Source organism: Fulvivirga sp. (genome assembly GCF_040220315.1).
Taxonomy (GTDB): domain Bacteria; phylum Bacteroidota; class Bacteroidia; order Cytophagales; family Cyclobacteriaceae; genus Fulvivirga.
Genome location: NZ_JAVJUY010000350.1, coordinates 12,114 through 38,710 on the forward strand (window position 1 = coordinate 12,114; position 26,597 = coordinate 38,710).

Consider the following 26,597-nt stretch of genomic DNA (forward strand, 5'->3'; position numbering starts at 1 on the left):
TCTATGAAAGAAATGGTTATTGACGGGCATAAAATAGCGCCAGGTCAGAATTTGCAAATTAACGCCCTGATTGCCAGGCTCCCAACAAGAACCCCTATTAACATACCTGTGTTTGTTTCTAGATCTAAGAAAGATGGCCCAACACTACTTATTATGGCCGGTGTACATGGAGATGAAACAAATGGTGTAGAAATCTTAAGACGGTTGATAGCATCCAAATCTTATATTCCAAAAATTGGTTCTGTCATAGCAATTCCGGTGTTCAACGTTTACGGATTTATAAATCATGAGAGGGGTTTACCTGATGGAAAAGATTTAAATCGTTCTTTTCCAGGATCAAAAACGGGATCATTGGCTAGTAGAGTGGCGTATTTCTTTACTAGTGAAATTTTACCGCAAATAGATTTTGGGCTTGATTTTCATACCGGAGGTGCGAGTCATAATAATTACCCACAATTAAGAAGTGCTTTGGAGTTGCCGATGGAAATGGAATTAGCCAAGGCTTTTGCTCCTCCATTGATTATAAAAAGTAGTTTTAGAGATAAGTCGTTAAGAAAAACAGCAGCGAAAGAGGGAAAACCAGTGTTGGTTTTTGAAGGTGGAGAAACACTTCGAATGAGAAAACAGGCCATTGATCATGGTGTTGAAGGTTCGTTAAGGGTAATGAAGTATTTAGGTATGCGTGATGATGCTCCTGAACCTGATAAAGAGACTATTTTTATTCAGGAATCAACCTGGGTACGCGCAAAATATGCTGGCCTACATCATAGTTATGTTAGAAATGGGAGTAAGGTTGAAAAGAACCAGTTGTTGGGAGTAATAACAGATCCCTATGGCCAGTTTGAAAAAAAAATAAAGTCACCAATGGATGGAGTGGTAATTGGTATTAACAACTACCCTGTCGTGAATATGGGTGATGCCTTGATGCATGTTGGTAAAGAATAAATTGATTATCTTGTTATTTCCATGACCACAAAAGAACAAGAGCATACCGAAGCAATTAAAAAAGTAATTGATACTACGTTTTTACCGCGATTCTCCCAGAGAATAGATACGCATAAAGAGTTTATTGCAAGGTCATATGAGTTAATTCAAAATCTTAATCAATCTGATTTATCAAAACCTGAAGGGCTAAGGCTCGCTCACAGGTATAAGGCTTCAATGCTGGAATCTACTAAAAATGTGATCCAGGCGGGGTTAAAGGAATTCCACGAGGAGTTTAAACACTTTGATAAAGAATTTGACGAATATTTAAAGTCACAGGTTAAGACCAAAAAGTTAGTTCAAAAGAAAGAGCGATTTGTAATTCAACCAGATGACGGGCTGCTAGTAAAGATTCTTAAGCCATTTAAAAATGCCATTTACTTAATCTCCAAATGGCCGGAAAAAATAGCAAATGTTTTTAGAAAAATCAGGGGAAGAGAGCAGGTTGCTTTAAAGCCATGGTACCATCGTATTAATTATCAGGATCTTACCAGGTATTATTTTAAGGAAAAATTTCTTGAATCAATAACACCTGCAATTGATCACTATTATCAAGATGTAACTTCTACTTCATTAACCCTATGGCATTTTGATGAGCAAATTGATTTATACCTTTCCGGGCATATTGACTTAGGCTCGCATGTAGAAACTGAAAGGGCAAAGGAAATAGATATTGAAGAAGCGCTTGAAAAGTTAGAAGGTACTAAAAAGAGCGTTAAAGAGGTAATTGATAGCGTTTTTCAAGAATGTACAGAAGCATTTCTAATCAACTTGGAAAGGGTCGGTACGATAGAATGTGCCAACAGGAAATTTTCTCAAAGTAGAAGTAATAAGCTCCAAAAAAGAAATGCAAGCAATTTTAACCGGAGCAACAACCGTTGGACTAATACCTTACTAGTTCTTAATGATGACTGGCAAATTGACCTGGAGCTCTATGATATAATTTATGAGTCACTCTATAAATTGATTGGAATTAAGAGCTTATTAAAAGATAAACTCGACTCAATATATACCGATAAATTTGATGAAATCAAAAGCTATTTAACGGAGTGGAAACTCAATATTTCTAAAGCAGAGGATAGTGCATTTAAAAAGCTAATTGAGAAAGACTTACCTGCCATTAACAGTGAATTAGCCAAATTGATTGATCAGGCCTGTGACTACATAATCGATCAGGAATTCCTAGAAACAATAGATTCTTTAGAGCAGCTAACCGTTCACTCATTAGAAAAAATTAGTCAAAGAAGAGCAGTAACCAGAGGAGTAGATTTCAATGCACCGGTAAAGAGTAGTCAGATTAATTACATATCGCCTTCAGAGTTAATACAATTTGAAACAGCTCCCCAGTTTTTCAAAGTTACTGAAGCTATGAAGGTAGCAACTAATGAAAGCCTTTCCAAGACAGAAGGTACCCTGCTTCAAATGGGTCAAATCCTGGCTTTTAATCTCGAAACAGCCGTAGCCAAAGCCGACCTCAAGAAAAACGTTGCGGAGGCGCGTTCAATAGCATCAGAGGGAATCGACCGAACAATTACTCAACTTGATAATGCCAGGGAACATCTGAGTAAAATTGAAAAAAGTGTGCATGAAGAGTTGAATGAAGGTCTTCTTACATATTGTAAAAATTTAATCAAGTTCACTAATAATGAAAATATCCTTGAGCTAAGAGTGCGAATAGCCAAGGGTAAAGCCATTGAAAAAGGTAGAAGGATTAAAGAGGATATAATTAACACAATAAAAAACTTTGTGCCTATAGCCATTAGGTTTGCAAAATCCAGATATCAGAAATATCGTGAGCTATTTAGACTTAAGCTTAAAAGCCTTGGCATTCAGGGTGTTAAATCAAATATCGCAACGGAAATAGCAGATTTTCTGGCTGAAACAGAAACTGTAATAGACTCACTGCCCGCGGTCTATCAACGCCTGTTCAGAGCAAAACCTTTGGAAGATGGTAAATTTTTTGAAGGCAGGGAAAAGGAGCATCAGCAACTACAAAATGCATTTAAAAATTGGAAAGATGGTCGGTTTGCTGCATCTATTGTTGTTGGTGAAAAGGGGTCTGGTTTAACTACCTTAATAAATCTGTTTTTATTTAAGCTCAATGAGGATTTTGAAACCATCAGGTTACAACCAACTGATAACATTAGCAAAGAAGAGGATTTCTTGCGCTATCTCAATGAAGCAATTGGAGGAAAAAAAACATTAGCGCTTAATGAGTTTGTTGATTATTTAAATAAAGGGAAAAAGAAAATTATCATTCTTGAGAATATTCAAAATTTATACACAAAAAAAATAGGCGGATTTGTATTAATTAAGGTATTGGCTGAATTGGTTTCCTTAACGCATAAAAACGCTTTTTGGATAACGAGTTGCACACTGTATGCCTTTAATTTTCTCGATAAAACCATTAATTTCTCAGAGAACTTCAGCTATACAATCCGTATGAATGATTTATCTACGGAGGATATCATTAATATTATTGAACGCAGACATAAGGTTAGTGGATATTCCCTTGTTTATGAAGCGAGCCCTGACGAAACGAACAACAAAAAATATGTTAACCTGGAGTATAATGAGCAACAGGCATACCTTAAGAAAAACTATTTTAATGAGCTGTATAAACTGGCAAAGAGCAATATTAGCATTGCCCTGGTATATTGGCTAAGATCAACGGTTAAAGGCGATGGTAATGAGATTAGAATTAAGTCCATCGGAAATATCGACTACTCATTCATTAATGGATTATCAAGCCAAAAAATGGAAGTGATGACCTTACTACTATTGCATGATGGATTGACGGAAGAGCATGTGGCAGAAATTACGATCCAAAGCATACAAAAAACAAGACATTTAATGCATACTTTGCTGGAAGATGGTGTAGTGATTAGACTCGGTAATACTTATTTTATCAACCCATTATTATATAGACAAACAGTATCATTGTTAAAGGCTAAAAATATAATCCATTGAAAAAACTACTCACCATACTTTTAGTCTTTGTGTTTTTTGTAAGCTATTCTCAGAAGGCAGATACATTAAATGTAGATTCTGTTGAAACTATTGCTATAGTTGATTCAATCCAGAACAAATTTTTAAATCCAGATACTGTTCAAAGTGACACATTAAGTCAGGCTTCTGATGCTCAGAAAAAGATACAAGTTCCTCCAATCCATGATTTAATCTCGTTTGGAAAGATTTTTTGGTCTATAATATTTTTGATAATAGGCTACTTTACGCTCCGTTTTTTGGGTTCAGTGCTGGAAAAATTTGCTGAAAAAAGCACGACTTATCGCATCACCATTAAAGGATTTATTCCTATCCTTAAAATAGTTGGTTGGGCATTTATACTATTTATCATCATAGCCGGAATATTCCAACCGCCCATTAATGCCGTACTCACGGCAACGGCCTCCTTAGGTATTGCTATTGGTTTTGCTGCACAGGATATTATCAAAAATATTTTTGGTGGTATTATGATTTTATTTGATCGGCCTTTTCAGGTAGGTGATAAAATTGAAATAGGTAATTTTTATGGCGAGGTGGTAGAAATTGGTTTGCGCTCTACGCGCATTGTAACGCCTGATGATTCTTTAGTAAGTGTACCTAACTCCGAGGTAATGAATACATCTGTCTCTAATGCCAATGCAGGAGAACCTAATTGTCAGGTAGTAGCCGAAATTTATTTGCCAATTACAGTAGATACAACTAAAGTGCGGCAGGTGGCCATTGAGGCAGCACAAGTCTCTAAATATATTTATCTAAATAAACCGATTGTTGTATTGTTCTTTAATGAGGTGAAGGAAAGGAGATCATACTTAAAAATGAGGCTGAAAGCCTATGTTGCTGATATTAGGTATGAGTTTGCTTTTAAAAGTGATATGACTGAGTTGGTAATGCGGGAGCTTTTAAAATCTCATCTCATAAACCCGGATGACTTAAAGTAATTGTTTTGCTATTTTACTTTTTGCAGAAATAAATAGTCTCGTTAGGAGGTAAAGAATATTTCTTAACTAATGCTGGACCAAGCTCATCGATAAACCGATCTTCTACTACTTCAAATCCTGCTTTTCTGATCCTGTTCGGGTAATCCTTGCCATATAAGCGAACGTGATCATCTTGTCCGTATACTCTCTCGCGTTCTTTTGGGTCGGTTATTGATTTGTTTTCAAACGTCTCTTCTCTCACCGGACTGAAGAATGGTACCTGCATAATGGCCCAACCACCAGGCTTCAGAACTCGATAAATCTCAGACATAGCTTTAATGTCATTCTCCACATGCTCCATTACATGGTTACACATTGCTATATCAAAAGTGTTAGCTTCAAATGGAATGTCATGCACGTCCATTTTAACTTTGGCCAACGGAGATTCAATATCAGCAGTGATATATCCAGCACCATGTTGTTTTTCAAAGGCCTTCATAAAGCATTGCTCTGGGGCAATGTGCAGGAAATGCAGTTTCTCATTAAAAAAGTTGGTTTTCTCTTTCAAATACAGCCATAACAACCGGTGCCGTTCTAATGAAAGTGAATCTGGGCAAAGGGCATTTGGCCTGGGATTCACCCTTCCATAAGGCAGAAATTTACGATAGCTCTTCTGTGCAATTGGGCAGGTTACATTGTTGCCTCGCATAAATAACCCTATAACTTTAAGTGTAGGGGCACTTACCAGTTGGATATACTTTCTTGGTATATTACGTAGTATGAAACTTATGAACTTTTTCAAGATGGCGCAAATATAGAAGATAAGAATGGCTGTTTGAAAAGGCCTTCAAAACTTTTCCTATTTTTACAACATGCGCAGCATATTGACTTTCATTTTTTTCATATGCCTGAGTTACACAGCTCTATGTCAGGAAAAGTTGGTGTTTGGCGATACTCCAACAACCACTAAATCCCCGAAATACAAATCGAATCCCAGAGATCATAAAACAAAACATCCTATTTATTGGGTCAAGCAATCATCGAAAGGCTTACTCCTCGGAAACCCATGCATGGAAGAAATAACTCAGGATATGGGTTTTGTATACTTGGTTCAGCCAAAAGGTCAGGCATACAACGATAATGGATTTGAGCGCAACTTGCATAACTTCTTTGCTAAGTTGAGGATTACGTTAAAAAACGGACCATTTTGGAAATTTAAGCTTAAAAAATGGCGTAAGAAATGTCGCGCTGAGACTGGCGATTTTGTTGGTTGATTATTTGTGAAAATAATATTGTATTCCAATGGCAGGTAAAACTGTGTTTCCGAGTTCAGTATCTTCTGGAAAGCTTATATTTCTTAAGCGGGCATATTGCAATGAAAATTCCAATGACAGCTTCTCGCTTAAAAAATAATTTAAACCAGGTCCCAATACAATAGAATTCATATAACCATCAAATTGGGGGCTTTCGGAGTATCTGACATTACCTAAGCCAATACCTCCATCAATAAATACAGAAGTTCTTTTTTTGTTAAAAAAATAGTATCTCAAGTAAAGTAATGAGCCGAATGAAGTGATATCCTCAACTTTTCCAACAAAGGGATTAAAACCTATTGATAAGTTATTTTTAATAAATATTCCGCAATTGAATTTGGCTGAATATCCTGTTGGAACGGAGCTATCAAGGTAAACAACCGGAAATCCTGAGGCTCCAACCTGAAATGTGCCTTTTTGTAACGACTGTGCAAATAAATAATTGGAGAGGAATAGGGCGAACAGAAGTGTGGCTAACAGTTTCAATTGCAAAGTGATTTAGTATAATAAAATTAATAATTATTTTAATTTATTTATACTATTCTTTAAATCTGATAATACTTCATTCTCAAACCAGGGGTTTTTGGCCTTCCAAATGTTATTTCGTGGTGATGGATGTGGCAATACGAAATAGGTTGGTAAATATTCCTTATAAGATCGAACTGTTTCTGTTAAAGTAGACTTCGCCTTTTCTTTCAAATAATAGCCTTGAGCATACGATCCAATTAATAGAATTAGTTGTGGATTTTTAATGTGAGCAAGTACTTGAGAATGCCATTGCGGTGCACATTCTGGTCTGGGAGGTAAGTCACCATTTTTGCCGCTGCCTGGATAACAAAACCCCATCGGTACAATCGCGAAAATGTCAGGATTGTAAAATTGTTCTGAATTAACACCGAGCCATACCCTTAAATTCTCGCCACTTTTATCGTCCCACGCAATGCCACTTTCATGCACTTTTCTGCCCGGAGCCTGACCGATAATTACAATTTTACTTTTTGAACTGAATGAAAAAACAGGCCTAACACCATGAGTCAGATACTGGCTGCAAAGAGTGCAGGTTTTAATTTCTTCAAACAGAGACATTTACATTCCTGTATAATTGAATGGCGTTATCACTTTCAACTCAGCTTTAATAGCATCACTCACATTCAATGTCTCGATGAATGAATGAATACTGTCTTTCGTGATTTTTTCATTTTTACGAGTAAGCTCTTTTAACGCTTCATAAGGCTTAGGATAACCTTCGCGTCTTAGGATAGTTTGAATTGCTTCTGCCACTACTGCCCAGTTTTCTTCTAAGTCAAAATCAATGGCTGCTTTATTTAGCTCAAGCTTGTTTAATCCTTTCTTCAATGATTCTAGTGCAATAAGTGTATGAGCTAATGGAACACTTACATTTCTTAACACTGTAGAATCCGTTAAATCTCTTTGCAAACGTGATATAGGTAGTTTAGCGCTCAAATGCTCAAAAACAGCATTGGCTAAACCTAAGTTACCCTCGGCATTTTCAAAATCAATTGGATTAACCTTATGTGGCATGGCTGAAGAACCCACTTCACCAGCTTTTATCTTTTGCTTGAAGTAGTTAGAAGCAATGTACTGCCAGATATCCCTGCTTAAATCAATCAGAATGGTGTTGATACGTTTTAAGCCATCAAATAAAGCAGCCAGATTATCATAATGCTCAATTTGAGTAGTAGGGTGACTTCTTTCCAGCCCTAAATAGTGCTTCACAAAATTATCGCCAAACTCAATCCAGTTGTTATTCGGATAAGCCACATGGTGTGCATTGAAATTACCAGTTGCACCTCCAAATTTTGCTGAATATGGTACTTGAGCTAATAAGTTCAATTGTTTGTTTACACGCTCGCTAAATACCTTAAATTCTTTACCCAATCTTGTTGGTGAGGCTGGTTGTCCGTGCGTTTTAGCCAACATAGAGATGTCTTTCCATTCTTCCGCAAACTGACTGATCTGATTATTTACTTCGTGAATTAAAGGAAGCACTATTGTAGTAATTGAATCCTTCAAAGAAAGTGGAATGGAAGTATTATTAATGTCCTGTGATGTTAACCCAAAATGGATAAACTCCTTATGGTCTGCCAGGCCCAATTCATCAAATTTTTCTTTGATAAGGTACTCAACAGCCTTCACATCATGATTGGTTACTTTCTCAATCTCCTTTATTTTCAGAGCATCTTCTTCAGTAAAATCTTCATAAATCTTTCTAAGCTGCGGAAATAAACTTGAATCAACATTGCTTAATTGAGGAATGCCATACTCGCACAACGCAATGAAATATTCTATCTCAACCTGAACTCTGTATTTAATCAAGCCAAACTCGCTCAAATAGGTGGCAAGTCTGTTAGTTACTCGTCTATAACGACCATCAATAGGAGAGAGGGCTGTCAAATTATTCAGGTCCATGAGGTGTATCATTTAATGAAGCCGCAAAAATAGATAAATATGCCTTTGCGTCTAACAAAAAGCTTAGGCAATGTTGTTATTACTTAGAACAGCATTAAGTGATAAGTAGCAGGAGTGTAAAAACCTTGTATTGCTTCATCGAATAGAACAATACTTACTAACTTTGCTGCTTCTAAATAGAGACAAGAAAACTATAAGATATGGCATTTAGCTTTTTTAAGAAAAATAAGGATACGAATGATAAACCATCTTCTGGTGGTAATAAATATCACAACCTCACAATTAAAAATATTATTCAGGAAACAAAGGACGCAATCACCATTGTATTTAACCAGCCTGAAGAGAAAATAAGCTATAAATCAGGACAGTTTTTAACGCTGATTAATGAGATTGATGGCAAAGAAGTGCGCAGGGCTTATTCCCTTTGTAGCTCACCATTTGTGGATGAAGATTTAGCAGTTACGGTAAAAAGAGTAGAAGGTGGTTTAATGTCTAACTGGTTGCCAGATAATTTAGATGCTGGTGATACTATAAAGATTATGGAGCCAATGGGTGTGTTCACAACTGAATACGACTCAACCAATAAAAGGCACGTAATCATGTTTGCCGGTGGCAGTGGTATCACGCCAATGATGTCAATTATCAAATCAACGTTAAATCAGGAGCCTGATAGCGTGTGTTCTTTAATTTACTGCAACAGGGATATCGATAGTATCATCTTTAGAGAGGAGTTTGATAAGATGCAAACCAATTTTGAGGGTCGACTTCATGTTATTCATGTGTTAGACGATGCTCCTATGAATTGGCAAGGCCACAGCGGTTTGCTTAATCACGATATGTTGGTGAAGATTTTTGAGCGTATTCCAAATTGGGGCTTAGATAAAACAACATACCTGATGTGCGGCCCTGAGGGAATGATGAAGAATGTTGAGAATCTTTTGGAAGAGCAGAAAATTCCTAAGGACAGAGTATTTAAAGAAAGTTTCGTTACTGGTACAATTGATAAGGCTGAAAAAGCTGCTGCGAAAGAGTCGAATGAAGGTGAAAGTGTAGCGCATGAAGTCACTGTTATTTATGATGGGGAAGAACATAAGTTTACTGTGCAGCCAGGAGTGCCAATTTTAGAAACAGCGCTTGATTTGGGCATCGATTTACCATACTCTTGCCAAAGTGGTTTATGTACAGCGTGTAGAGGTAAGTGCTTGTCAGGTAAAGTGAAGTTGGATGAAGAAGAAGGACTTTCAGAATCTGAATTGGAAGAAGGCTTTGTGCTTACCTGCGTTGGTCACCCGCTTACCGATGATGTGGTGATTGAAATAGGTTAATAGTTTTAGAATTAAGTAATAACATAATACATGATAGATAAAGTAGAGGTTCCATCAAGACCAGAAAGAAAGTTTGTGCCTGAAGATTTTAAGGTAAAGGATTGGGATGGGCTTAAATCGTACTACGAGGCGTTAGAAAAACGTGAGATTAATAGTCTGGCTGATTTGAGAAAGTGGTTTAAAGATAGAAGCGAATTAGAATCTATTTTGTCGGAAGATGCAGGCTGGCGATATATTAATATGACTCGCTATACCGATAATGAGGAATATTCTAAAGCCTACCAATATTTTGTGCAGGAAATTCAGCCTAAAATCGCTCCCATATCCGATCGTTTAAACAAAAAGGCAGTGGCTTCCGAATTTCTGAAGGACTTAGAAAAGGAAACCGGTTTCGATATTATGATCCGCGAAATGCGAAAGGATATTGAAATCTTTAGAGAAGAGAATATTCCAATTAACACCGAGATACAAACAGAAACTCAGAAATACGGTCAGCTGAGTGGTGCGATGACTGTAGAGTTGGATGGTAAGGAATTAACGCTTCAACAGGCGGCAGTAAAGCTTCAGTCAACTGATAGAAAAGAACGCGAGGAGGTTTATCACAAAATAGCTGAGCGTAGATTGGCTGATAAGGAGAAATTTGACGAGTTATATACAAAGCTGATCAACTTGAGAGATCAGGTGGCTAAGAATACGGGCTTCGATAATTATAGAGATTATATGTTCAAAGCTATGGGTCGCTTTGATTATTCACCGCAAGATTGTTTTGATTTTCATGCTTCCGTAAAAGAAGAAGTAGCTCCTATGCTTAATGAATTAGCTCAAGAGAGAAAGAAGCAACTTGGTGTAGATACCCTACGACCTTGGGATAAGGCTGTTGATCCTCAAAATAGAGAAGCTTTGAAGCCGTTTGATGGTGGAAACGACTTAACTCAAAAAACTATCGAATGTTTTAAACGTCTCGATCCTTATTTAGGTCAGTGCCTGTCAATAATGAACGAGATGGGGCATTTGGATCTTGAATCCCGTAAAGGCAAGGCACCGGGAGGGTATAACTACCCACTTTCAGAAATTGGCGTTCCATTTATTTTTATGAATGCCACATCCACTTTGCGTGATATGATTACCATTCTTCACGAAGGTGGGCATGCGGTGCATTCATTCCTTACAAGAGATCTTGAATTAAGCGATTTTAAGCATACACCATCCGAAGTGGCTGAGTTAGCTTCTATGAGTATGGAGCTTATTTCAATGGATCATTGGAATCTATTTTTTGATAATGAGGAGGATTTAAAACGAGCCAAGCAAGAACATCTGGAACAGATCATTGAAACACTCCCGTGGGTAGCAACCATTGATAAATTCCAACACTGGATTTATGAAAATCCTAATCATAGTTTGGAAGAGCGCCATGCCGCCTGGTTAGAGATATTCGAGATGTTTTATGATAATGTTACAGATTGGAGTGGGTTGGAAGAAAACAAGAAATATCTCTGGCAAAAGCAGTTACACCTCTACGAAGTGCCATTCTATTACATAGAATACGGCATGGCACAATTAGGTGCTGTTGCAGTATGGAAAAACTACAAAGAGGATTCTAAGAAGGGGTTGGAAGGCTACATGAATGCCTTGAAATTAGGATATACTAAGTCTATTCCAGAAGTGTATGAAGCAGCCAACATCAAGTTTGATTTCAGTAAAAAGTATATAAAAGAATTGATGGAGTTTGTGAAAGGGGAGTTGGAGAAACTGTAAGATTTAGTTTAAGAAAAGAAAAGCCCTGATTCATCAGGGCTTTTTATTTACTATTACTGAGTCTCTAAATTCAACTTATACCAATTAATATTTCTGGTAAAATACATTGTTACGCCCAATATTACAGCCAAACCGATGCTGCCCATAAGCAGTGCATAATCTGCTAATTGTAATGTCACGAATAAGAACCCATAAATACCTGATAGGGTCGCTACCAGAAGCAATGATAGTTTGCGTACTTGAAAAACACTAAATGAATAAAGCGTGATCATCCCAATAATACCAACAGCTGAAATTCCGTAGGCAATATTAAAATGGGAGTGTTCTGAAATAGAAACCAGTAAAGTATAGAATAAACAAAGAGCTAAACCCACAAGTGCATATTGGAATGGATGAATTTTCTTTTTGTTTATGATTTCTACCAGAAAAAAGATTAAAAACGTCAATGCAATTGTCATGGCGGCATATTTGGCAGACCGATATGATTTCTGATAATCATCTAATGGTAAAATTAAATCTACGCCAAATGCTGATGCCTCAATTGATTTAGAATAACCCGACCCTACCCAACTCTGTGCAAAGTTTCTGTTAAGCTGTAAAACAGACCATGAAGCTGTGAATCCATTGTCATTAATAACTCTGTCATCGGGCAAAAAATTACCTTTAAATGATGGCGATTGCCAGGGTGAATTTATTGTGACACTAGTGGTATTGCCCAAAGGAGTAAAAGATAAATTTCTACTTCCCTGTAGGTCTATATTAAAGTTGAAATTGAAATTATCGTGTATCGAATCTTTCAGATCAGGTAAATTCAACGTTACTCCTGAATAGACTAAATCTGATATTCTTGATCCTGGATGCACTTTTAGCTCTTTGTCGTTCCAATTAAACTTTAGGTCATTTTTAATACCTCTTAAGTCGGAAATACCTATAGTTAAAAATGCCTTATTATAGTGAATGTCTTTGAGGTTTTCTGGATCAGGCTGAGTGGTAATTTTAAAATCACCAGAGACTGATAGGTTGGATTTGTAAACCACTACCTCGTAAATGCCACGTTTAAGTATTTCAGGCTTAACATCTCCATAAATTTTCAACTCTTCTGGCAGGGTATGCCAATTCTTAGTAACGGTCGTTATTTTATCACCATTCTTATATTCATAAGTAACAGGAATGGTGAGAAAAGGACCGTTAATTAATTGGTTTTCAGCCCATTTTGATGAGACTTCTTCAATAACGGACTTACTAAGTTGCTCCCTTTCTGAAATGATTGATTGAATCATTGAGGCTGGTATCAGCAAGAGCAACATCAAAATTGTAACTGTAATAAGTTTAAGAGTAACAGATGTCTTAATCATGTTATTCACTTTTTCAATAGGGTTTCTGTCTGTGTTCATAATTAATTTAGTTTAAAAGTACTTTGAAATGCAAAGTGATATAATAAATTTTTTTATTTTAATAGCTGTTCAATTGCGTTCAAATGTTTTGTGAAGGCCATTCTTCCTGCTTCAGTAGCATAGTATTTAGTGTGTGGTTTTCGATCATTAAATTCTTTTTTAAAAGTGATATATTCAGTTTTCTCTAGTGATTTGAGGTGACTTGCAAGGTTCCCGTCAGTTACATCTAGCAAGTCTTTGAGCGTATTAAAATCCATAAATTCATTGACCATTAATGCAGACATTATGCCCAGGCGCACCTTATTTTCAAAGGCTTTATCTAAGTCTTTAAGGATATCTTTCACGACTTATTTTTCAATTGCATGAACACACCGTAGATTATGTGCAATATACCAAAACCCACTGCCCAAAAAAGGAGACCATAGCCTATGAATTGCATGGCAATTAGCCCCAAACAAATTTCTATAATACCCAAGCTTCTAATTTCATCGAGTGTGTATTTGCTGGCATTAACCAGCGCTAAACCATAAAATATGAGAGTAAGGGGTGCTACAACTCCTATAAACCCTTTGTAAAGAAACATAAGGGCAAGTATTCCACCTGTTACCAACGGAATGGATAAATTAATTAAAAGACGTTTGGTTTGATGATCCCAAATTTTCTGGTTTCTCTTTTTTGTTTCACGGGTAGTAAAGTAAATCACACTTCCAATTGCCACGATCATGGTCCCGATCGCAATAAGTAAAAGGGTGGAAACACTATCACCAGTAATAATTGCTTTTCGGTAGCCCAGGTAATTCTGATTTTGATAAACTGTATTATAAGCTAGGTAAGCTCCAATTAAAGCGCAGATACCTGCTGAAATTCCTGATAGTCCGCTTAAAGAAATGAATCGGGAGGACCGATTCATAATGTCTTTAATTTCTTTGAGATCTTCTATGTATTTTTCTTTCATCTAAAAGTACTTTGAAATACAAAGTAAATGAAATGAATCATTAAAAGCAACAACATGAATAAGTATTAAGAAGAAATATGATTAACATTCTACTTTATTGGAATAAAAAGCTCAACGATACTTTTCTTTTCTGGGTGATCATTAAAGTTATTATGGTGGATTTCATAAGGATTTACATCAGCCTTCTCGTACCCTTTTTCATTCATCCATAAAAACAAGCCTGTCCAGGCCTTTTCAAATTCCTGAAAACTTATTTCATACATTCCGCTAATGAATTTACCACTTTCAATGGTAGTTAGTCCAACTTCTCCGCTAACTTCAATTGGTTCATTTAATGTAATACCGGCACTTATTCTTACTTTATCATAATCCGTTATTTTAAAACTATCATGATAAATAATTATAGGTTTGGAATCCGCATTTTGTATTAACCCTTTAGGTGCTGCCCATTGAAAAAGTTTGCCAAAAGTCGCTTCTAAATTTTGCGGCCCTATGCAAGAGATATAGGCCACATCAAATGATGTAAGTTCTTTAACTTCAATTTTTGCATTCATTTCTGTCCATGTTTTAAGGTGTTTCATGGCACTAAGGTATTGGTCATAGTTTGGTGTTTCTTGACCAATCTTGCTAAACTTATGAGGGTACTGCAACCTGAATTGTGTTGGGCTCAGATCATAATACTGTTTAAAAGCTCTTGTAAAGGAAGAGTTACTTGTAAATCCATTCTGTAGGGCTATCTCAGTAATTCCTAACTCCCGTTTATGAATCAGCATGGCCGCAGACTTTTCTATTCTTTTTCTATTGATATACTCATTAAGTGGCTCACCTGAAATGTGCTTAAATATCCTATGAAAATGGTAGGGGGAAAAGGCTGCTTTTGAGGCAATCAATTCTAACGATAATTCTGATTCAAGGTGATTTTCAATAAATTGAAATACCTCGTTCATGCGTTTTATATAATCTTTTTGGCTGCGTGTATTAGACATGAGCGCTCTAATCTAATACTATCATCAAAAATGTTCTATGGATAAATAAGATTCGTGTTAATGTTTTATCAACCCCTGATCTTGTCAAGTAACTTTGATAGCTGAGATGCCTCATCCTCAGTTAATCCAAGAGTTTCATCTAATTGGTTGGTGGCAGTATCCATTCTGCTGAGTAAATCCAATCCATCTTTTGAAATTACAACATCAACCAGTCTTCTGTCAGAAGGACACTCTTTTTTTGTTACCCAACCCTTCAAGGTCAAGCGATCAACAATCCTGGAAGTGTCAGAGTGCTTGTCCAGCATTCTATTTTTAATATCTGATGTAGAAATAGAATTAGGAAACTGGCCGCGCAAAATGCGCAATACATTGTATTGTTGAGGAGTAAGGCCATATTCCTTGAAGAAATCTTTGTGCTTATTAGAGAGCCAGTTAGAAGTAAACAATAAATTCAGAGTCGCTTTTTGCTGTGCGCTCCGGAATTTTCTTTGCTTAATTTCTTCTTCAAATTTCATATCCATAATAAGGTTAGGGGCTGCTTAAGTAAGCAACCCCCAAATATAAGGTTATTAGCTTTGTTTTTGTAATTCCACGTTACAAACGATCTCAACTTCATCAGCAACAACTGCACCACCAGCTTCAGTTAAAGCACCCCACTTTAAACCATATTCTTTTCTGTTAACAGTACCTGTTATTTTAAAGTCTGACTTAATGTTTCCCCAAGGGTCTTTGATCGTACCATTATACTTCACATCAAACGTAACATCTTTCGTAGTACCTCTCATTGTAAGTTTTCCAACCAACTTGTACTTTTCACCTTCTTTTTTGATGTTTCCATTAAAGGTTAATTCAGGGTTTGACTCAGCTGCAAAGAAATCTTCAGATTTTAAGTGCGTGTCTCTTTGCTCGTTGTCAGTATCAATAGAAGCCACTTTAGCTGTAAACGATACCTCAGATCCGGCAAAATCTTCAGAAGTACTTACTACTTTGGCATCAAATTCATTGAACTTGCCTTCAACCTCTGAGATAACAAGGTGAGTAACATTAAAGCCAATGGTAGAATGCGCTTTGTCAATTTGCCAGTTGATTTGTGCCTGAGCTACTGAGAAACCAGCAACTAGTGCGAATGATAAGATTAACTTTTTCATAATTTAAGTCTGTTTTAATTTGTGTTGAAATTATAAACGATGTTACAACATTAATGTTACAACATCAAATAAATAAATAAAAAAGTAGCAATATGTGTTACTGCTACTTCTGTATGTTTATGATCGAGGGTTCGCTACTTTTACTGCAATTGTCCTTCCATCAAATTCTGTTTCATTCAGTTGGTTAATGGCTTCTTTTGCTGCCGCGTCATCTGGCATTTCAACAAACCCGAAACCTTTAGATCGGCCTGTTTCTTTATCAAAAATAATTTTAGCAGATGATACTTCACCAAATGCTTCAAAATGTGCTTGAAGTTGCTCGTTTGTTGTTTTAAAATTGAGTTTTGCTACGAAAATGTTCATGGTAATAATGATTGATTAATTAAATAAGCTTTTAAAGTGAAATAAATGAGTGTTCATTTTGGAATTCCGTAATAATCAATCACTAGATCGCTTCTAAGCTGTATCAAATATAGTTGAAGGATTTCACTAATACTAGTGATCGTATAGACATAACTTTACCATAATACGTCATTATATTCTGAGTGCCTCTCGAACATTTTCTTAGCAAAAGGGCACAATGGCATTATTTTCATTTTATTTTTTCTGGCATACCCTACAGCTGCCTCAACCAGTTTTAGTCCAAGGCTCTGCCCTCTAAACCTGTCGTCAACCTCTGTATGATCTATAATAAACCGGTCGTCACCAGCTTTTGAATAAGTCATTTCTGCTGCCGTTCCTTTGTCATCTTCCATGTAAAAACGGCCTTTATTCCCATCTACACTATGTTTTATTTCCATATTCATAATTTTAGGTAAAAGTCTTTTGTTAAGTTTTTATAGTCACTACTCCAGGTGCCATCAGCATTGTATTGATACATGCTAAGTTCTTCTTTTTCCGTTGTATTACTACCGATTGTTAACAACACTCTTTCAATTTTAGTGGTTTCTTTGGCTTTAAAATTTAGTTTTTTATGAATGTTTAGCTGTTGCCTTTCAATTACGTCATACATTCTCTCCTGTTCTTCAAAAGGTATAATTAATGAAAGTTTTCCGTTTTCAGCTAGTAGTTTTTTGGTGTTTTTTATTAATTCTTCAAATGTTAACATGTTGGTATGCCTCGCATTTTGTCTTTTATTCACAGGACTCTTCGTACCTGATTCAAAAAATGGGGGATTACTTATTATATGATCATATTTTTGATTCGGTTCAAAACTTTGAAATGAATTTTTACAAACCGATAGCCTTTTAGACCAGGGTGATCTATTAAAGTTTAGTCTAGCTTCTTCAACAGAGCCTTCATCAATATCGATAGCATCAATAATTGCATCTGCATTTCTCTGAGCAATCATTAAAGAGATAATTCCACAACCTGTGCCGACTTCCAATATTTTCTTTTGATTGGATATATCGGCCCATGCGCCAAGAACAACAGCATCAGTGCCAACACGCATAGAGCTATTTCTGTGGCTTACCTCAAACTGTTTAAACTGAAATATATCCTTGTCCTTCTCCAATATTTTTTAATTTAGTCTACGTTACCAATTAGGAGATTTTATGGCCTCAAAACAATACTTTTCCGATCTGCAAATAGCACAGGCTGCTAAGCTTAAACATATTAAAGATATAGCTCAAAGTGTTAATATCACTGAGAGCGATATAGAAATGTACGGAAACTATAAAGCAAAACTTCCGCTTAAGCTTATCGATGAGGAAAAAGTGTCTAAAAGTAATATGGTGTTGGTCACTGCAATGACACCAACTCCGGCAGGTGAAGGCAAAACAACTACATCCATTGGACTCTCAGAAGGACTTAATAAAATTGGCAAGAAAACAACTGTTGTTTTGCGCGAGCCATCGTTAGGCCCGGTATTTGGCATGAAAGGAGGGGCAGCAGGGGGTGGTTATAGTCAGGTTGTACCTATGGAGGATATCAACCTTCATTTTACAGGTGATTTCGCAGCCATCGAAAAGGCAAATAATCTGCTGGCGGCAATAATTGATAATAACATACAGTCCAAAGAAGGTAATTTAGGTATTGATCCAAGAACGGTAGAATGGAAGCGTGTAATGGACATGAACGATCGCTCTCTACGCGAGATAGTTTCTGGAATGGGAGGTAAACCGGGAGGTATGATGCGCGAAACGGGGTTTAATATAACAGCGGCCTCTGAAATTATGGCCATTTTATGTCTTGCTAAAGGTATTGATGACTTGAAAGAGAAGATGGGCAATATCTATGTGGGCGACACCTATGAGGGCAAGGCAGTTTTTGCTAAAGATTTAAATGCCCAAGGTGCTATGGCAGTGTTGTTGAAAGACGCCATCAAACCAAATCTCGTTCAGACTTTAGAGGGTAATCCGGCAATTATTCATGGTGGACCTTTTGCTAATATAGCTCAGGGAACAAACTCTGTAATTGCTACCAAAATAGGCATGTCATTATCGGAGTATGTAGTAACAGAAGCAGGTTTTGGTGCTGATTTAGGTGCCGAGAAATTCCTGGATATAAAATGCGGTTACTCAGGGTTAAGCCCCAAAGCCATTGTATTGGTTGCCACTGTACGAGCGCTCAAATATCATGGAGGCCAGGCATTGGAGGATTTGAAAACGCCAAATACAGTCGCTTTGGTAAAAGGGTTAGAAAATCTGGAAAAGCATATTGAAAATATCAATACGTATGGTCTGCCAGGTGTAGTGTGTATTAATAAGTTTGTTTCTGATACAGAAGAAGAGGTAGAAATTATTATGAACAGGTGTAAAGAATTAGGGGTGAAGGTGGCGTTGTGTGAAGGATGGGAGAAAGGCGGTGACGGTTGCACTGATTTAGCGCAAGAAGTTATTAAAGCCGTGGAATCTTGCAAATCAACCTATAAGCCTGTGTATGAATGGGAGCTATCTGTAAAAGAGAAAATAGAACGAATTGCGCGCAAAATTTATGGTGCTAAGGATATAGAATTTCTACCGAAAGCAAAGCAAAATTTGCGAAAGATAGAGCGAATAGGGTTGAATGATAAGCCAGTTTGTATTGCTAAAACACAATATTCGTTTAGTGACGACCCCAAGGCTTTGGGTAAACCAGAAAAGTTTACCTTAACCGTTCGTGAGATAGAAATAGCCTCGGGCGCTGGTTTTTGTATTCCTATAACGGGTAATATGCTTCGAATGCCAGGACTACCGTCCAAGCCTGCAGCAGTTGGTATGGATATAGACAACAATGGTAAAATATCTGGGCTTAGTTAGAATCCGAGCACCAGCCAAAGAATAATAAGAGTAATAAGAAAGAACCCTAAAGCAACAATGTCTTTATGGATTTTCATCTCGTTTAAATTTTCTTGCAGTGTTCTCTAACATCTTAATAAACTTTCTAAGAAGATCGTAATATAAGGTACCACCCAAAATAATAGACATAATCCATATGACGATAAGGTTAAAATGAACGGTATCAAGATAAATACCTGCAAAATGTTTCGTGGGCACATAAAATAAAGACCTGTAATCAAAAATGTGATCAGGTTCAGGGTCATTGTAGATTGGATAAATCTTCTGAATGAGTTTTCCATCTTCTTCTACAATTCTGTGGGTCTCGTTCTGATTTTTGACTATCTCCACAATGGTTTCATTTCTATACATTTTCTTCATCTTATCAAACTGCGCCCTTTTTTCAGGGGTGTCAGTCATTGTTCGGATAAGATTATCCCTTGACTTATCTGCTTTATTGTACCTGTTAATATAAAATTGGCGCATCACTTCAAGAAAATCATAGGTGTTTCTATAAACAGTTGAATCAAACTTTTCAAGTGTAAGTTCATTAACACCATCAAACTGATGACCAGCAAATATGAGTTCTTCATTAATCTCATTTCTTAGTAACTGCAGTGCTTCACTCACTTTTTCTCGGGCTTGAGGGTCATTCTTCTTCCTGAAATTATTTAAGCTAAACTCAAGTTTTGTTTCCAGGCTGGGTATATAATAAATACGCTTGTAATCACATTCAGCTAATACCTTTTCGTACGGATAAAAGATGCTTTCATATTCATTATCCCTGAATTGAGCGACCATAGCTGCTTCAAACGCCCATCGAGATGCCATTAAATCACCCACCAATGGCACTTCGCCTTCACTACCCAAATCTGGATTAAGTTTATCAAAACGCACCACAACGCCACTTAGTACTAATTGAGGTATTAGAAGTATTGGAATTAATATGTAAATGGTTACAGCAGAGTTAAAAGCAGATGAAATATTGAGTCCCATCATGTTGGCCAGGCAAGAGGTTGAAAATAAAATAAGCCAGTGGGACAGGAGCATCCCATGTATTTCTAGTACATAATTACCAATAAGCACAAAGCAGAATGTCTGAATTGCCGAAAGGCTGAAAAGAATAAATACTTTACTCAATAAATAGCTACTTCTGCTGAGGTGTAAAAAAGCTTCCCGTTTTAAAATTTTCCTATCCCGAATGATTTCCTCAGCACTCACTGTAAGGCCCATAAAGAGTGCAACAATCACACTCATAAACAGATAGGCTGGAATATTTAAATTGGCACTAAAAAGGTAGTCAATCGTAATGGTATTGTTGGTATTATGATAGCGAACTAAATAAGCCAGTACAAAAGCCAATAAAGGGGCTTCTAATAAATTAATGAGCAGATATTGTTTATTGCTCAACTTCGAAAGGAAATCCCTCGAAATAAATAAGTACAACTGCTTAAGTTGATTTGGAATATTTAGCGTAGACTCTGGTTTTTCCTTAACTGTTTGAACCGTAGTTGGCTTAAGGCTTTCGAGGTATTTTTGATTCCAGTGTTCTGGTGAAATTTTTCGTTCTGTAGTGAAATTCCCGTACTCATTTATCACTCGGGTTTCAATAATATTGAAAATCTGCTCGGGGTTCACATTACCGCACTCCCTGCATTCGCCTTCATCACTGTTGATCATATTGATGGTATCCTTGAAATAGACAACCGCCTCAACAGGGTTGCCATAGTAGATCTGATACCCACCCGTATCTAAGATGATAAGTTTATCAAACATCTTAAATATATCTGACGATGGCTGATGGATGACAACAAAAATCAACTTGCCTTTCAGTGAAAGTTCTTTGAGGAGATCCATAATATTTTCTGAATCCCTGGATGATAATCCTGAAGTGGGTTCATCAACAAATAGTACAGCAGGTTCCCTTAATAACTCCAGACCAATATTTAGTCGTTTTCTTTGGCCTCCGCTAATGGTTTTGTCCAATGGGCTACCAACTTTTAGGTCTTTCGTTTCATGAAGTCCTAAGTTATTAAGTGTTTTAATTACCAATTCGTCTACCTCTTCCCCACTTAAATGATCAAAGCACAGCTTGGCTGCAAAGTAGAGGTTGTCATAAACAGTAAGCTCTTCTATGAGCAAATCATCTTGAGGAACAAACCCAATGACACCTTTTATCTTTTCTTCTTCACGATGGATATCAATCCCGTTAATTAATACGGCACCTTCTGAAGGAGCTTCCGTACCATTAAGAACATGCAGTAATGTGGACTTTCCAGCTCCACTGGCACCCATTAATCCAATAAGCCTCCCAGATTCCTCTGCGATATTGATATTTCGGAGACCTAATTTTCCGCCTTTGAATTTGTACGATATATCTTTTGCTTCGAAAGAAATTTTCTTCTCATTTCCAGTCTTCATGAACTGGCTGATAACATCGCCATAATAAACAGGGCTGGCTTTTTCGGTTCTAATAGTAGAGCCAATGGCAAGCACCATTTTGTTGCCAGCCTTTAACGGAACACCATTTAAATATACATCTGAAGTGCCTTTGTATTTTATGAAATAAGTATCAGCCTGAGCCAAATGAAGTATGGCGATGAAGCCGTGCAACCCTTTGCGCGTAATATGCTGAAACTTTTTACTACTATAAGTGCTGTCGTCAATGATAAGTATCTGCTCCAGATTTAAATCATCGGGGTTTTTACCAACTACAAATGTTTTGATGGCACTTATTTCTTCTTCTGATACGTTAAATTCTGATGCAATTGCTTTAACTAGCTCATCTTCTCTGTCTGAAATATGCCCATCTGCCAAAATAATACCCATGAGCTCTAGCACGATGACCACTTTTTGTTTTTGAGTAAGTTCAGTATTGATATGGCGGCATATTGATTTAATTCGCTTCTGTTCTTCAGAAATATTTACCTGTGTACCTGAAGTAATTGAATCGCAGTATGTATCAAAATCTTTGAGGTATTTGCTTACTGCATTCTTATTGAGGTGGTCGAGAAGGAAGGCCTCTATTTGTTCACGTTCCTGAGCAGTTACTTCATCTTCTTTGGCCACTATGGCAAATAGTTGAATAATAGCTTTCAGTAATGGCTCGCTCATGTAGGTTTAGATTGACGTGAGAGTTAGACTTACTAATATAATTGATTGACCTTATAAAAAAAGGGATTGAATCTAAATTCAACCCCTTCTAAATATTATTGGCTGTATTAATTACTTGATCAACGAAGCCCTCATAGCTGCTACCCTGTCGGTAATTTCTGCGAGTGTCTCATCTGTAAGTATTAAGTCTGCTCTGTTATTTTTAATTTGTTCTTCAATATTTAAAACACCATAACTTTTTATCAAAAGAGATAATTCAGTTAATAAGTTACTTACTGGGTCAGAAGAATCGAGGCTGCTTAATAAGTTGTTTAGATCCTGTACTGCTTTCTCCTGTTCTAATACTACCCTGATGAGTGGTGTAAGAACCAGGTTTCGGCTGTCTTCTGGGAGTATATCTTTTGGATATGTTTTGATCAATTGAGTAGAGATATACAATCCTTCTATAAAAGAACCAGCTACTACTAAAGAGGCAAGTCGGTTTCTGTTATCATCTCTTAAATACATTTCCGTTTTTTGAATGGTAGTATTCAATAAAAAGGCGAGAGAATCTTTTCTGCTAAGGTTATTTTCAAATCTCTTAATGAGGCTGGTGTCAAAAGAGCCGCTAATGCCTAAATTATCAGCCAATTTTTTGGCCGTACCCATGTAGGTTAAAGATTCCTGCACTTTGTCATAAGATACCAGGTACCCGATGTCTGTGGCATAAACTCCCAAATTTAATGCTGCTTTATCATTCAATGCAGTGTATTCAGATGCTCTGTTATTGTCATGAATAAGAGATCCGTTGTATTCTGCACCAGTGGCTTCGAGTAAAAATGGAATTTCTGAAGGTGATGGTATCTCGTAAACTACTTCTTGAATTTGTTCCTTTAAATCAGACTCTGCCTTTTCAAAATCTTCAGAACTTTCGGCCTGTTCGTTCTTTTTCTCAGAACCACAAGATGCCAGACAGAAGACAAATAAAACTAGAGTAGAAATGTATCCAAGTTTAGTTAAGTTCATAATGTTTTATCGTTGAATATATTGAAAGTCCAATTTTAATATATTTTTTTTGCGTATAAAACATATCGCGGCATTATTTTGACAAATAAGATGCAGCGAAATGAATTAACTATTTCATATTCTATCTAACCGATTAAATGGCTTTATTTTGGGTATAATAGTTCAATAAATTGTATTATTCTTATAATCTCTAATTTTAATTGATTCAATGTTGTTTCAAATCGATGGAAATGCTATCATCGCTCGTTTTATTGCTGTAAGTTAATTCTTAGCAATGGAGATAATGGAAAAAGTGGAGAAGAAAAAGGTAATGCTTGTTGATGATAATGAAATAGATATTTTCATTAATCAAAAGGTGTTGGAGTTTAACGAATTTGCTTGTGAAATAGTGAATATACAAGCTGCTCAACAGGCCATTGACATACTTAAGAGCGCACCACAGTCGGAAATTCCAGATGTCATTTTCTTGGATTTGAATATGCCTATAATAGACGGCTTTAAATTTCTTTTTGAGTTCTCAAAAATGAACGAATCAATCAGGAATAAGGTAAAGATAATTGTTCTTACCAGTTCTGATAATGTGCGGGACAAGGAAAAGGTAGCTGCTAATCCTGATGTGGTAGCATTCGTATCTAAACCACTGACTGACAAAAAATTAACAGAGCTTAGCAAGCTGCTTTAAGCCATTTATTTTTTTATAGCTTCTACTTTAATAATAATATCCACTTTCTCGCCAACTATTAATCCTCCACTATCAAGGGCATCATCCCATTTTAATCCATAGTCAAACCTGTTAATGGTTCCTTTGGCTGTAAAACCTGCTCTTTTCATATTATTAAGACTTACAATGCCGCCAAAATCAACTTCAAGGTTAATAGGTTTTGTAACATCTCTTATTGTCAGATCACCAATTAATGAGTAGGAGCCATCTTCATACTTTTCAAAAGACGAGCTTGTAAATGTGATGGTAGGATATTTCTTAGCATTAAAAAAGTCGTCCTCTTTAAGATGTTTATCACGTTCCAAATTATTGGTAGTTACACTTTCTACATCGATGGTTGCGGTAACTTTGGCATCCTGAAATTCATTTTTCTTTGAGGTTATAATGTTGCCTTCAAAAGAAGTGAAGAAGCCAGTAACTGAAGATACCGTAAGGTGAGACACCTCAAATTCTACTGTAGAATGCGCGATATCTATTTGCCATGTGCTCTGTCCATAGGAGGTGAAACATAAAAGAACAAGGGATATAATTGTTAACTTTTTCATAATTCTGATTGGGTTCGTTCTAAAGAAAAGTTAATAAATTTCTCCCACATTTCCTAGTGGGTCTGAGTGCAATAGGCTTAGCTATTGCTCTGCCATTGTTCCCTTAATTTTTTCTGTTTTTTAGTGGCTTCGTTATTTACTTCGAAATGATGTTTCACTGTTTCTTCCTTACCGTTTTTCCGGGTAATCTTTTTACTGTTTGTATATGAGATACCTATTTTATCAAAGTATTCCTGTATTGGTAAAGGGTCTGCATTTATAATATATTTATCTATAAACTCTCTTATTTCAGGGTGTGTCATCTGTACGATTTCGCTAAAGAAATTCTTCTCAGAAAAAGCTTTTTCCTTACCATATTTATTGCTCAGCTCCAATATAAGCTCTCTCAAGCCCTGTTTGCCTTTGGATAATTCTAATAATCTTATATCCAGGAGTGCTGCTATAATTGCACCTTTTTGGTAAATATTACCGTATTGTTGCGCACCTTTTGGTGTGAATGAGGTTAATGCTAAATCTTGTAAGCTGTAGGTAGGATCGAAGTAATCATTGTACAGTAATTTTTGGCGATATTCTGCCAATAAGCCTTCTAAAGACAGTAAGTTGCCTCTGAGTTGCATAATGTCTGAAGCCCACTCTGTAACGCCTTCATAAAGCCATAGGTGAATAGAAGGAGTTGGGTTAGTGAAGTTAAATTGCTCAATAATTTCACTATGTATGTTAAGCGGTGTTACAATATGAAAAAACTCATGTGCTACGATAGATAAAATACTTTCTGCATATTCATCAGTATAGTCACTTTCTTGAAATACATATTCTGAACTATACGAATGTTCCCAGGCACCAACTGTTTCATCTTCGAAATGAAAAAGGAACGTGTATCGATCAACAGGGTAACCATTTAAAAACTTTTCTGCTGCCAGCAATAACTCATTTAAATCCTCTAATAGCATTTCCGATTTTATTAATCCTGTTTTTGAATAAGTGTAAACTTCAATTGTTGTTTCTCCAATAAGAACTGATTCTTTCGTTAGATTCCCCATCAAAATAGGCGAGTCAATTAAATGGTCATACGTATCAGCAATAAAGAAACCATCATTATCTATTTTCAATGCTGTGCCAACCGTCCAATTATTAGGGTATAGTAGTTCTAATGAAATGCTTTCAGCCTGCCGTGTCATGGGAAAACCTATCATACAATGGGCATTGATCAAGGCATGGTCATCTTCTAATGATGAACCCGCCATTTTATATATAGGATGTTGTTTTACGGGTGTGTCCCATGTTTCAAATACCTCGTAACGTATGGTTTTTACCCTTTGAGGTTCAGAAATACTGTACTGGTTCACCGATTTTTTGCTACTAGTAAGTTCATTTTCATTTTCATCAAAAGCCTTAAAATTTTTAACAAATCGGCCAATATCTTCAATTTGATAGGTGCCTGGTGCCGTAGATGCAAATTGATAGATAGAGTCTTCTGCGTTTAGATTATTTACAGTAAGCAATACCTTAAATGTGTCGTCAGATCGATCATTTAAATTGATAGTATAATGTAAATTTTCCTGTGCATAGGTGGTGAATCCTACTAAAAATAGTAGTGCCAGACAATTAATTGTTTTCATTCTTTATTTATTAATTCAAGTGCTTTTGATAATGCTAAATCGGCTGTTGTTTCCAGGTGTGGTATTACTCCAACTCCTTCCCAATTAGTGCCTGTAATGGGGTTAATGGCCCTACCCATA

The 26,597-nt window shown here is 36.5% G+C and carries 25 protein-coding genes; 8 read left to right on the forward strand and 17 right to left on the reverse strand.

The genetic code is table 11. The features are described from left to right. Positions 1 to 3: 3 nt before the first annotated feature. The 3 genes from RLO81_RS17685 to RLO81_RS17695 are packed head-to-tail and all read left to right on the forward strand — an operon-like array spanning position 4 to position 4,928. Entirely contained in the window at positions 4 to 945 is a 942-nt protein-coding gene (locus RLO81_RS17685; RefSeq protein ID WP_350114803.1) for a succinylglutamate desuccinylase/aspartoacylase family protein, read from the forward strand. Positions 946 to 966: 21 nt separating this feature from the next. Further along, a complete protein-coding gene (locus RLO81_RS17690; protein WP_350114806.1) occupies positions 967 to 3,954 on the forward strand; it encodes an ATP-binding protein in 2,988 nt (995 codons plus the stop codon). Next, positions 3,951 to 4,928: a mechanosensitive ion channel family protein gene (locus tag RLO81_RS17695; protein WP_350114809.1), complete on the forward strand. Its 978-nt coding sequence runs from the start codon at positions 3,951 to 3,953 to the stop codon at positions 4,926 to 4,928. The genes RLO81_RS17690 and RLO81_RS17695 overlap by 4 nt, the downstream gene beginning before the upstream one ends. Positions 4,929 to 4,941: 13 nt before the next feature. Here RLO81_RS17695 and RLO81_RS17700 read toward each other — a convergent pair whose 3' ends face one another. Next, on the reverse strand, positions 4,942 to 5,709 hold the full coding sequence (locus RLO81_RS17700) for a class I SAM-dependent methyltransferase (protein WP_350114812.1): 768 nt from the start codon (positions 5,707 to 5,709) through the stop codon (positions 4,942 to 4,944). A gap of 70 nt (positions 5,710 to 5,779) precedes the next feature. Between RLO81_RS17700 and RLO81_RS17705 the strand changes: the two genes are divergently transcribed. Then, complete coding sequence (locus tag RLO81_RS17705; protein ID WP_350114815.1) at positions 5,780 to 6,181, forward strand: hypothetical protein; 402 nt, start codon at positions 5,780 to 5,782, stop codon at positions 6,179 to 6,181. Here RLO81_RS17705 and RLO81_RS17710 read toward each other — a convergent pair whose 3' ends face one another. The 3 genes from RLO81_RS17710 to purB are packed head-to-tail and all read right to left on the reverse strand — an operon-like array spanning position 6,182 to position 8,650. Next, positions 6,182 to 6,706, reverse strand: coding sequence for a hypothetical protein (locus RLO81_RS17710; protein WP_350114818.1), 525 nt, complete (start codon positions 6,704 to 6,706; stop codon positions 6,182 to 6,184). A 33-nt stretch (positions 6,707 to 6,739) separates the two neighbouring features. After that, positions 6,740 to 7,306: a uracil-DNA glycosylase family protein gene (locus RLO81_RS17715; RefSeq protein ID WP_350114821.1), complete on the reverse strand. Its 567-nt coding sequence runs from the start codon at positions 7,304 to 7,306 to the stop codon at positions 6,740 to 6,742. Beyond that, on the reverse strand, positions 7,307 to 8,650 hold the full coding sequence (gene purB / locus RLO81_RS17720; protein ID WP_350114824.1) for an adenylosuccinate lyase: 1,344 nt from the start codon (positions 8,648 to 8,650) through the stop codon (positions 7,307 to 7,309). It abuts the gene before it with no gap. Positions 8,651 to 8,850: 200 nt separating this feature from the next. On the opposite strand from purB, the gene RLO81_RS17725 reads away from it, so the two are divergent. After that, complete coding sequence (locus RLO81_RS17725) at positions 8,851 to 9,975, forward strand: 2Fe-2S iron-sulfur cluster-binding protein (RefSeq protein ID WP_350114827.1); 1,125 nt, start codon at positions 8,851 to 8,853, stop codon at positions 9,973 to 9,975. A gap of 30 nt (positions 9,976 to 10,005) precedes the next feature. Further along, on the forward strand, positions 10,006 to 11,730 hold the full coding sequence (locus RLO81_RS17730) for a M3 family oligoendopeptidase (protein WP_350114830.1): 1,725 nt from the start codon (positions 10,006 to 10,008) through the stop codon (positions 11,728 to 11,730). A 53-nt stretch (positions 11,731 to 11,783) separates the two neighbouring features. Here the strand turns inward: RLO81_RS17730 and creD are convergent, their stop codons facing one another. The 9 genes from creD to RLO81_RS17775 all read right to left on the reverse strand — a co-directional run bounded on the left by creD (position 11,784) and on the right by RLO81_RS17775 (position 17,729). Beyond that, positions 11,784 to 13,124: a cell envelope integrity protein CreD gene (gene creD / locus RLO81_RS17735; RefSeq protein WP_350114833.1), complete on the reverse strand. Its 1,341-nt coding sequence runs from the start codon at positions 13,122 to 13,124 to the stop codon at positions 11,784 to 11,786. 53 nt (positions 13,125 to 13,177) lie between these two features. After that, complete coding sequence (locus tag RLO81_RS17740; protein ID WP_350114836.1) at positions 13,178 to 13,468, reverse strand: winged helix-turn-helix domain-containing protein; 291 nt, start codon at positions 13,466 to 13,468, stop codon at positions 13,178 to 13,180. Beyond that, positions 13,465 to 14,079 carry a hypothetical protein gene (locus RLO81_RS17745; RefSeq protein WP_350114839.1) on the reverse strand — a complete coding sequence of 205 codons (615 nt, stop codon included), beginning with the start codon at positions 14,077 to 14,079 and terminating at the stop codon, positions 13,465 to 13,467. The genes RLO81_RS17740 and RLO81_RS17745 overlap by 4 nt, the downstream gene beginning before the upstream one ends. 89 nt (positions 14,080 to 14,168) lie before the next feature. Beyond that, positions 14,169 to 15,065, reverse strand: coding sequence for an AraC family transcriptional regulator (locus tag RLO81_RS17750; RefSeq protein WP_350114842.1), 897 nt, complete (start codon positions 15,063 to 15,065; stop codon positions 14,169 to 14,171). 68 nt (positions 15,066 to 15,133) lie between these two features. Next, entirely contained in the window at positions 15,134 to 15,580 is a 447-nt protein-coding gene (locus RLO81_RS17755) for a MarR family winged helix-turn-helix transcriptional regulator (RefSeq protein ID WP_350114845.1), read from the reverse strand. A gap of 54 nt (positions 15,581 to 15,634) precedes the next feature. Then, on the reverse strand, positions 15,635 to 16,213 hold the full coding sequence (locus tag RLO81_RS17760; protein WP_350114848.1) for a YceI family protein: 579 nt from the start codon (positions 16,211 to 16,213) through the stop codon (positions 15,635 to 15,637). Positions 16,214 to 16,330: 117 nt separating this feature from the next. After that, on the reverse strand, positions 16,331 to 16,576 hold the full coding sequence (rbp, locus tag RLO81_RS17765; RefSeq protein ID WP_350114851.1) for an RNA-binding regulator: 246 nt from the start codon (positions 16,574 to 16,576) through the stop codon (positions 16,331 to 16,333). 155 nt (positions 16,577 to 16,731) lie between these two features. Next, on the reverse strand, positions 16,732 to 17,013 hold the full coding sequence (locus RLO81_RS17770; protein WP_350114854.1) for a GNAT family N-acetyltransferase: 282 nt from the start codon (positions 17,011 to 17,013) through the stop codon (positions 16,732 to 16,734). A 2-nt stretch (positions 17,014 to 17,015) separates the two neighbouring features. Then, complete coding sequence (locus tag RLO81_RS17775; protein ID WP_350114857.1) at positions 17,016 to 17,729, reverse strand: tRNA1(Val) (adenine(37)-N6)-methyltransferase; 714 nt, start codon at positions 17,727 to 17,729, stop codon at positions 17,016 to 17,018. A 40-nt stretch (positions 17,730 to 17,769) separates the two neighbouring features. On the opposite strand from RLO81_RS17775, the gene RLO81_RS17780 reads away from it, so the two are divergent. Beyond that, positions 17,770 to 19,455: a formate--tetrahydrofolate ligase gene (locus tag RLO81_RS17780; RefSeq protein WP_350114860.1), complete on the forward strand. Its 1,686-nt coding sequence runs from the start codon at positions 17,770 to 17,772 to the stop codon at positions 19,453 to 19,455. 63 nt (positions 19,456 to 19,518) lie between these two features. Here RLO81_RS17780 and RLO81_RS17785 read toward each other — a convergent pair whose 3' ends face one another. Then, positions 19,519 to 22,587, reverse strand: a complete 3,069-nt coding sequence (locus RLO81_RS17785) for an ATP-binding cassette domain-containing protein (RefSeq protein ID WP_350114864.1) — start codon at positions 22,585 to 22,587, stop codon at positions 19,519 to 19,521. Between the two features lie 111 nt (positions 22,588 to 22,698). Beyond that, positions 22,699 to 23,592, reverse strand: coding sequence for a hypothetical protein (locus RLO81_RS17790; protein WP_350114867.1), 894 nt, complete (start codon positions 23,590 to 23,592; stop codon positions 22,699 to 22,701). A 274-nt stretch (positions 23,593 to 23,866) separates the two neighbouring features. On the opposite strand from RLO81_RS17790, the gene RLO81_RS17795 reads away from it, so the two are divergent. After that, complete coding sequence (locus tag RLO81_RS17795; RefSeq protein ID WP_350114870.1) at positions 23,867 to 24,274, forward strand: response regulator; 408 nt, start codon at positions 23,867 to 23,869, stop codon at positions 24,272 to 24,274. Positions 24,275 to 24,279: 5 nt separating this feature from the next. Here the strand turns inward: RLO81_RS17795 and RLO81_RS17800 are convergent, their stop codons facing one another. Both RLO81_RS17800 and RLO81_RS17805 read right to left on the reverse strand, forming a co-directional pair. Beyond that, positions 24,280 to 24,858, reverse strand: a complete 579-nt coding sequence (locus RLO81_RS17800) for a YceI family protein (protein WP_350114873.1) — start codon at positions 24,856 to 24,858, stop codon at positions 24,280 to 24,282. Between the two features lie 77 nt (positions 24,859 to 24,935). Further along, positions 24,936 to 26,477 (reverse strand): M61 family metallopeptidase, encoded by a 1,542-nt coding sequence (locus tag RLO81_RS17805; protein ID WP_350114876.1) that lies wholly within the window; start codon positions 26,475 to 26,477, stop codon positions 24,936 to 24,938. Between the last annotated feature and the right edge of the window lie 120 nt (positions 26,478 to 26,597).